At 69.1% G+C, this 7,444-nt stretch carries 7 protein-coding genes; 5 read left to right on the forward strand and 2 right to left on the reverse strand.

Annotation, left to right across the window (positions count from 1 at the left end):
* Positions 1-943 (reverse strand): N-acetylglucosamine-6-phosphate deacetylase (locus tag ACTS11_RS20785; RefSeq protein ID WP_442642187.1); only part of this gene is annotated, 943 nt, incomplete at its 3' end.
* Between the two features lie 8 nt (positions 944-951).
* On the reverse strand, positions 952-1,797 hold the full coding sequence (locus ACTS11_RS20790; protein ID WP_442642188.1) for a MurR/RpiR family transcriptional regulator: 846 nt from the start codon (positions 1,795-1,797) through the stop codon (positions 952-954).
* Positions 1,798-1,904: 107 nt separating this feature from the next.
* Here ACTS11_RS20790 and murQ point away from each other — a divergent pair, with 107 nt between their 5' ends.
* The 5 genes from murQ to ACTS11_RS20815 form a co-directional block, all read left to right on the forward strand.
* Positions 1,905-2,864 (forward strand): N-acetylmuramic acid 6-phosphate etherase, encoded by a 960-nt coding sequence (gene murQ, locus ACTS11_RS20795; protein ID WP_442642189.1) that lies wholly within the window; start codon positions 1,905-1,907, stop codon positions 2,862-2,864.
* 19 nt (positions 2,865-2,883) lie between these two features.
* Positions 2,884-4,392 (forward strand): ABC transporter substrate-binding protein, encoded by a 1,509-nt coding sequence (locus ACTS11_RS20800; RefSeq protein WP_442642190.1) that lies wholly within the window; start codon positions 2,884-2,886, stop codon positions 4,390-4,392.
* Positions 4,393-4,417: 25 nt separating this feature from the next.
* A complete protein-coding gene (locus tag ACTS11_RS20805) occupies positions 4,418-5,380 on the forward strand; it encodes an ABC transporter permease (RefSeq protein ID WP_442642191.1) in 963 nt (320 codons plus the stop codon).
* Positions 5,377-6,207: an ABC transporter permease gene (locus ACTS11_RS20810; protein WP_442642192.1), complete on the forward strand. Its 831-nt coding sequence runs from the start codon at positions 5,377-5,379 to the stop codon at positions 6,205-6,207. The genes ACTS11_RS20805 and ACTS11_RS20810 overlap by 4 nt, the downstream gene beginning before the upstream one ends.
* A partial coding sequence (locus ACTS11_RS20815; RefSeq protein ID WP_442642193.1) for an ATP-binding cassette domain-containing protein occupies positions 6,204-7,444 on the forward strand: 1,241 nt, incomplete at its 3' end. The genes ACTS11_RS20810 and ACTS11_RS20815, both read left to right, overlap by 4 nt.

Consider the following 7,444-nt stretch of genomic DNA (forward strand, 5'->3'; position numbering starts at 1 on the left):
GGGCCGCCTCGTCCAGCGGCAGGCCGATGGCGACGAGATTGCGCAGCGCCTGGTCCATCGTCAGCGCCGAGCCCGCAAGCGTCCCGTCGGCCAGGCGCATGGCGCCGTCGGCCTTCACGACGTCCTGCGCGCCGAGCCGGTAACGCCCGTCGGGCATTCCGGCGCCCGCGGTCGCGTCGGTCACGGCATAGAGGCGCGGGATTGCGCGCCGCGCTGCGAGGATGGCGCCCGCCTCGACGTGGATCAGGTCGGGGATGATCTCGGCGCTCTCGGCATGGGCGAAGGCCGCGCCGCAGAGGCCGTTGCCCCGGTGGGAAATGCCGCTCATCGCGTTGAAGAGGTGGGTGACGCCCGGGCCGCGCGCGAGCGCGTCGCGCGCCGTGGCGTAGTCGCAGAGCGAATGGCCGATCTGGCCCCTTATGCCGAGGTCGTCGAGCGCGTCGTGGAGGTCGGCGGCTCCCGCGAGCTCGGGCGCGAAGGTGACGACCCGGACGGGTGCGCGCGCCGCCCAGTCGCGCAGGAGGCGCACGTCGGGCGGAATGGCGAAGGGCGGCTGCGCGCCGAGCTTGCCGGGGTTCAGGAACGGCCCCTCGAGATGCGCACCGAGAATACGCGCGCCGTCGCGGGGCGGATCGGCCATGACCTCCGCCAGCGCGTCGAGGAAGGCCTCGATCCCGGCCACGGGGGCCGTCATGGAGGTTGGGCAGAGGGAGGTCGTGCCGTGCCGGGCATGGAGCCGCGCCGCGATGCGGATGGCCTCGGCCCCCTCCATCATGTCGGCGCCGCCGCCGCCGTGGACATGGGCGTCGACGAAGCCCGGCAGGATGTAGGGCGGCTCGGGCCGGTCTGTTGCCTTGCCCTCGACGGCCTCGATCTGCCCATCGAAGTGGACGCGGCCGATAACCCAACCCGAAGGCGTCAGGATGGTTCCTTCGAGCGTCATGGCCGCTCTCACAGCTTGAGCGGCGCGACGGCTTCGGCCGCGCCGTGGATGAGGTCGGCGGCGTCCTCGCGCACCTGCACAAGGCGCAGAAAGAGGAGGTCGGTCAGCATGAGCTGCGCGTCGCGCGAGGTGATGGCTGAGGAACGAACGCGCTCCTCGTCAGTGACGGTGCGGAGCGCGGTCGTGGCAAGCGCGGCGAGCGGGTTTGGCTGGAGACCAGTTACCGTGATGATCGCCGCACCCCGCCGGGCACCGGTCTCAGCGATGCGCAGCGTCTCGAGGCTCGCCCCGGACTGCGACAGTGAAACAAGCGCGTCGCGCGGCGAGAGCGTCGCGGCATTCGCCATCTGGATGTGGCTGTCGGCGTCGAAGCTGGCGGGGATGCCCAGCTTCTGCAACTTGTAGGCGAAGTCGCGTGCCACGAGCGACGAGGCACCGACACCCGAAAGCTGGATGCGCACCGCCTGGCTCAGGATGTCGCGGGCCGCGTCGAGGCGCTCGGGCGGATTGACGCCCAGCGTCTCGTGCATCGCGTGTGTCTTGCTGGCCAAGAGCTTCACGGCCGTGGTGGTCGCATCGTCCGCTGCCTCGATGGTGCCGTGGACTGTTCCAATCGACGCCGTCCGGGTAGCGGCCGCGCGGGTTATCTCGAGGCGGAGGTCCTGGTAGCCCGAGTAGCCGAGCTTTTGGCAGAACTTGACAACGCTTGACTGGCTGCGTCCGGCAAGCCGCGCGAGGTCGCCCGAGGAAAGGCGTCCAATCGAGTTGGGATCGCTTAGAATAGTGTCCGCAATCTGCCGTTCGCCTGCGGTGAGGTTCTCGCGCTGTGCTTCAATGACGGTGAGGATCGACAAGCGACATCTCCCATGAGTTCGACTTTCGGAATAGTCTAACACAATCGCATTTGACAACTTGGAATTTTCTATTCAACTTTCAGAACAAGTCTGAGGGAGTCGCTGCCGTGCCAAAAACCAGGTTGCATGATCGCCGATCATCGGATCTCGGATCGCTTGTGTCCGAGCGTCGCAATCCGAGTTCGATGGACATCGACCTAATGTCCTCGGCTGAGATCGTGGCCTGCATGAACACCGAGGACCAGGGCGTGACGGAAGCCGTCGCCGCCGAGGCCGACGCCATCGCCGCAGCCGTCGACCGCATCGTAGCGGCTTTCGAGGCCGACGGGCGGCTGATCTACATCGGCGCGGGCACGAGCGGGCGGCTCGGCGTGCTCGACGCCTCCGAATGCCCACCCACATTCTCCGTCCCGCCCGGGATGGTTGTCGGAATCATCGCTGGAGGCGACCGTGCGCTGAGGAACTCCGTTGAGGCGGCGGAGGACGACGAGGCGACGGGGGCAGCCGATCTCGACACCATCGCCGTCACCCCGCGCGACGTCGTGGTAGGTATCGCGGTGAGCGGGCGCACGCCCTATGTTGTGGGCGCGCTTCGCCACGCGAAGGCGCTCGGCGCAGGGACCATCGCCCTGTCGTGCAACCCGGGTTCGCTCATCGCGTCCATCGCTGACATCGCCATCGCGCCGGTCGTGGGCCCGGAGGTCGTCACCGGATCGACGCGACTGAAGTCGGGCACTGCGCAGAAGATGGTGCTCAACATGCTCAGCACGGCGAGCATGATCCGGATCGGCAAGACCTGGGGCAACCTCATGGTCGACGTCACCATCTCGAACCGCAAGCTCGCCGACCGCGCCGAGGGCATCCTGCGCGAGGCCACCGGCTGCGGGTCGGAGGAGGCGCGGCGCCTCCTCGCGGAGAGCGGCGGCAGCGTGAAGCTCGCCATCCTCATGCAGATCACGGGCAAGGCCGCCGACGCGGCACGGGCAGACCTCGAGGCCGAGCGCGGGTTCCTGCGCAAGGCCATCGAACGAGCGGGGATGAACCCCGCCGCACCGCGCGACAAATGACAACAGGGAGATGTCACAAATGACAGTGATGAAGACGACCGCCGGCGCTCTCGCGCTCGGCTTGACCACAGCGCTGGTCGCCCCCGCTGCGGCGCAGACGCTGAACGTCGCCTGGTCGCAGGACGCGACGGGCCTCGACCCACATACCCAGCCGGGTTTCGCGGCGATCCGCCTGCTCGAGCTGGTCTACGAGCCCCTCGTGCGCCTTGACGCGAACCTCGAGCTGCAGCCCGCGGTCGCGGAGAGCTGGTCCTTCTCGGAGGACGGCACGCAGCTTACCTTCCAGCTCGACCCCGACGCGATGTTCCACGACGGGACGCCCGTAACCTCGGCCGACGTGCGCGCCTCCTTCGAGCGCATCCTCGACGAGGCGACGAGCGCCGTGGCGCGCGCCAACTACACGTCGATCACCGGGATCGAGACGCCGGACGACCATACCGTGATCTTCCAGCTCGATGGTCCCGACGCGCCGATCCTGAACGGCATGGCCTCGGTCAACGCGGCCATCGTCCCAGCCTCGGCCATCGAGGCGGGCACCATCGGCACCGAGATCGTCGGCTCCGGCCCCTTTACGCTGGCCGAGCGGACGCCAAACGCCAATGCGCGCCTCGTGGCCTTCGAGGACTGGCACGGCAGTGACGTGGCCTATGACGAGATCGCGGTCAGCGTCCTTCCCGACGAGACGGCGATCCTGGCCGCGCTGCGCGCCGGACAGGCGGACTTTGCGCTTATCAACGACCCGCTTGTGGCGACGCTGGTGCCCCAGACGCCGGGCCTCGAGCTGAACACCGCGCCGACGCTCAGCTACTACGTGCTCCAGCTCAACCCCTCGCGCACGCCGATGGACGCGCTGGCGCTGCGGCAAGCGATCTCCTGCGCCATCGACCGGCAGGACATCCTCGACGCGGCACTCCTCGGTGAGGGCGAGGTGACGGGGCCGCTCACCTCTCCCGCCTACCGCAGCGATCCCGCGGGCCTCTTCTGCTACGAGCAGGACCAGGACCGCGCCCGCGAACTGCTGGCCGAAGCCGGCTATCCCGACGGCTTCTCGGCGCAGATCATGGCCGCGACCGGCGAGCCGCCGACGGCCTCGGGCATCGCGCAGCTCGTCCAGGCGCAGCTCGGCGAGGTTGGTATCGAGCTCGAGATCGAGATGCAGGAGATGAACGTCTACATCGACCGCTGGCTCGCCGGCGACTTCGACATGGCGGTGGCGCTGAACGGCGGCCGCGTCGATCCCTACACGATGTACAACCGCTACTGGACGCGGGCGGGCAACCTCCAGCGCGTGGCCAACTACATCGACGACACGCTCGATGCGCTGATGCAGCAGGGCCGAACCGAGACGGACGAAGCGACGCGGCGCGAGATCTTCGCCGAGTTCGAAAGCCACCTCGCCGAGATGGCTCCCTGGGTCTGGCTCTTCACGGGCAACACCTACACGGCACAGACCGAGGCGGTTGACGGCTTCGAGCCGAGTCCCACGGGATCGCTCTTCGGGCTGGTCGACGTGACCCTGTCCGACTGACGCAAGACCCGGCGGGGAGGCAGCGATGCGGTATCTTCTAGGACGGCTCGCGGTCTTCCCACTGGTCATGCTGGGCGTGTCCGTCTTCGTCTTCGTCGCCATCCGCCTCGTGCCCGGCGACGCCATCACGGCGATGCTGGGCACCGAGGGCGGGATGCTGACGCCCGTGCAGCGCGAGGCGCTGGCCGCCTATTTCGGTCTCGACCAGAACTGGGCGGTCCAGTATTTCCGCTGGCTCGGCGGGCTGCTGCAGGGCGATCTGGGGCTCTCCGTCACCTACGGCCAGCCGGTGCTCGACATCATCCTCGAGCGCTTTCCGCTGACGCTGCAACTGGCGCTCATGTCGATGGTCATCGCGCTCGCCATCGGGCTTCCGGCGGGCGTCTACGCCGCGACGCGGGCCGATCGTCCCTCGGACCTGATCGTGCGCATCCTCGCCATGGTCGGGCAGTCCATGCCGAACTTCGTCGTTGCGCTCCTCGCGATCTACATCCTCTCGGTCGGCTTCGGCGTCCTGCCCGCGATGGGCCGCTACATCCCCTTCACGGAGGATCCGCTCGGCAATCTCGGGCAGATGATCCTGCCGGCCTTCGCGCTCGGCACGGCCTTCGCGGCCGCCGTCACGCGCATCTCGCGGGCCGCGATGCTCGACATCCTGAGCGAGGACTACGTGCGCACCGCGCGCTCGCAGGGCTTCTCGCAGCGCTACGTGATCTGGCGCCACGCGCTGCCGAACGCGATGATCCCGGTGCTGACGCTGAGCGGGGTGGAGTTCGGCTATCTCCTCGGCGGCGCGGTCATCGTCGAGCAGGTCTTCGCGCTGCCGGGCCTCGGGCGAGTGGTGCTCGACGCGATCCTTCAGCGCGACTACGCGCTCGTGCAGGGCGTCGTCCTGTTCATCGCGTTGAACTTCATGCTGGTGAACCTGCTCGTCGATCTCGCCTATGCCGCGATCGACCCGCGCATCCGCTACGGAGACCGGCCGTGAGGGCCCTCCTGCGCCATTCGGCCGGGCGGATCGGCCTCGTCATCATCGGCGTCTTCACGCTGGCGGCGATCCTCGGGCTTCTGGGGCTCACGCCGCACGATCCGCTGGCGCAGGACCGCCTCGCGCGGCTCCAGCCGCCGGGCGGAGCCTACCTCATGGGAACCGACCTCTTTGGGCGCGACCTCCTCAGCCGCCTCATGGTCGGCATCGGCCAGTCCTTCACGGTGGCCTTCCTCTCCGTCGGCATCGCGGCAACCGTCGGGACGATCCTGGGCCTGACGGCGGCGTGGTTCGGCGGGCTCTGGGACGGGATCGCGATGCGGACGATGGACGTGCTCCTGGCCTTCCCTGCGATCCTGCTGGCGCTCCTGATCGTGGCTATCCTCGAGGCGGGGCTGATGACCTCGGTTCTCGCCATCGCCGTCGTCTACACACCGATCTTCACCCGCGTCGCGCGCGGCCCCGCGCTGTCGCTCAAGACGCGCAGCTTCGTGGACGCCGCCCGCACCTTCGGCAGTTCGCGGAGCTACATCCTCATGCGGCACCTGCTGGGCAACCTCGTGGCACCGCTGACGGTGCAGTTCACGCTGGCGCTCGCCTGGGCGCTGCTGACGGAGGCGGCGCTGAGCTTCCTCGGCCTCGGCACGCAGCCGCCCAACGCCTCGCTCGGGCTGATGCTGTCGGACAGCCGCAACCTGATGGAGATGGCGCCCTGGATGCTGATCTTCCCGGCCGCCGTCACCATGCTGGCGGTCCTGGGCTTCAACCTGCTGGGCGACGCGCTCCGCGACATCGCGGACCCCAAGTCGCGGAGGGCGTTGACGTGACGCTCCTCTCGATCCGCGACCTGCGCGTGGGCTTCGGCAAGGCCGAGGTGGTCAGGGGCGTGAGCCTCGACCTCGCGGCGGGCGAGACGCTGGCCATCGTGGGCGAGAGCGGGTCGGGCAAGTCCGTCACCGCCATGTCGGTCAACCGCCTCGTTGACTACGGCGGCGGGCGCATCCTCGGGGGCTCGATCCTGCTGGACGGCAGGACCGACATCGCCACGGCGACGGAGGCCGAGATGGAGCGCCTGCGCGGGCGCGAGATCGGCATGATCTTCCAGGAGCCGATGACCTCGCTGAACCCGGTCCTCAAGGTCGGCACCCAGCTGGGCGAGATCTTCGCCAAGCGCCACGGGCTGAGCGGCCGGGCGGTGCGGCAGGCCGCGATCCGCGCGCTCGAGCGGGTGCGCATCCCGGATGTCGCCCGCAGGCTCGACCAGGCGCCGCACCAGATGTCGGGCGGAATGCTCCAGCGGATCATGATCGCCATGGCGCTGGCGGGCGAGCCGCGCCTCCTGATCGCGGACGAGCCCACCACCGCGCTCGACGTGACGATCCAGGCGCAGATCCTCGCGCTGCTGGCGGAGATGAAGCGCGAGACGGAGATGGGCCTGATCTTCATCACCCACGATATCGGCCTCGTCGCGGGCATCGCGGACCGGGTGGCCGTGATACAGGGCGGCCGCGTAGTCGAGACCGGGGCGGCCGACGATGTCTTCGACCGGCCGCAGCACGACTACACGCGCCACCTTCTGAACGCGGTGCCGCATTTCCGGGGCGGGCAATCCGCGCGGCGGGACGCGGTCAGGGACGGCCGAGCCCCCGCGCTCGCAGTCGAGAACCTCGGCGTGCGTTTCCCGGTCGGCGGCGGCTTTCTCCGGTGGGCGAAGGGCAACGTCCACGCGGTCGACGGCGTGTCCTTCGACCTCGTTCCCGGCGAGACGCTCGGCATCGTGGGCGAGAGCGGGTCGGGCAAGTCCACGACGGCGCGCGCGATCCTCGATCTGGTCAGGCCCACCTCCGGCCGGGTCGAGGGGGCGGGCGGGCACGCGGTGCAGATGGTGTTCCAGAACCCCAACGCCTCGCTCAACCCGCGCATGACGGTCCGCACGCTCCTGTCCGAGCCGGTGATCGCGGCGGGCAGGCGCGTCGATGCGGAGGCCGAGGCGCGGATGCGGATGCTTCTGGGCAAGGTGGACCTGCCGCAGGACGCGCTCGAGCGCTATCCGCACGAATTCTC

Origin of the sequence: Roseicyclus sp. (genome assembly GCF_052168335.1) — a bacterium.
In the GTDB taxonomy this organism is placed as follows: domain Bacteria; phylum Pseudomonadota; class Alphaproteobacteria; order Rhodobacterales; family Rhodobacteraceae; genus Roseibacterium.

Coding starts and splice junctions, on each gene's coding strand:
- ACTS11_RS20800 (WP_442642190.1), top strand. CDS start 2,884: ATGACAGTGATGAAGACGACCGCCGGCGCTCTCGCGCTCGGCTTGACC.
- ACTS11_RS20805 (WP_442642191.1), top strand. CDS start 4,418: ATGCGGTATCTTCTAGGACGGCTCGCGGTCTTCCCACTGGTCATGCTG.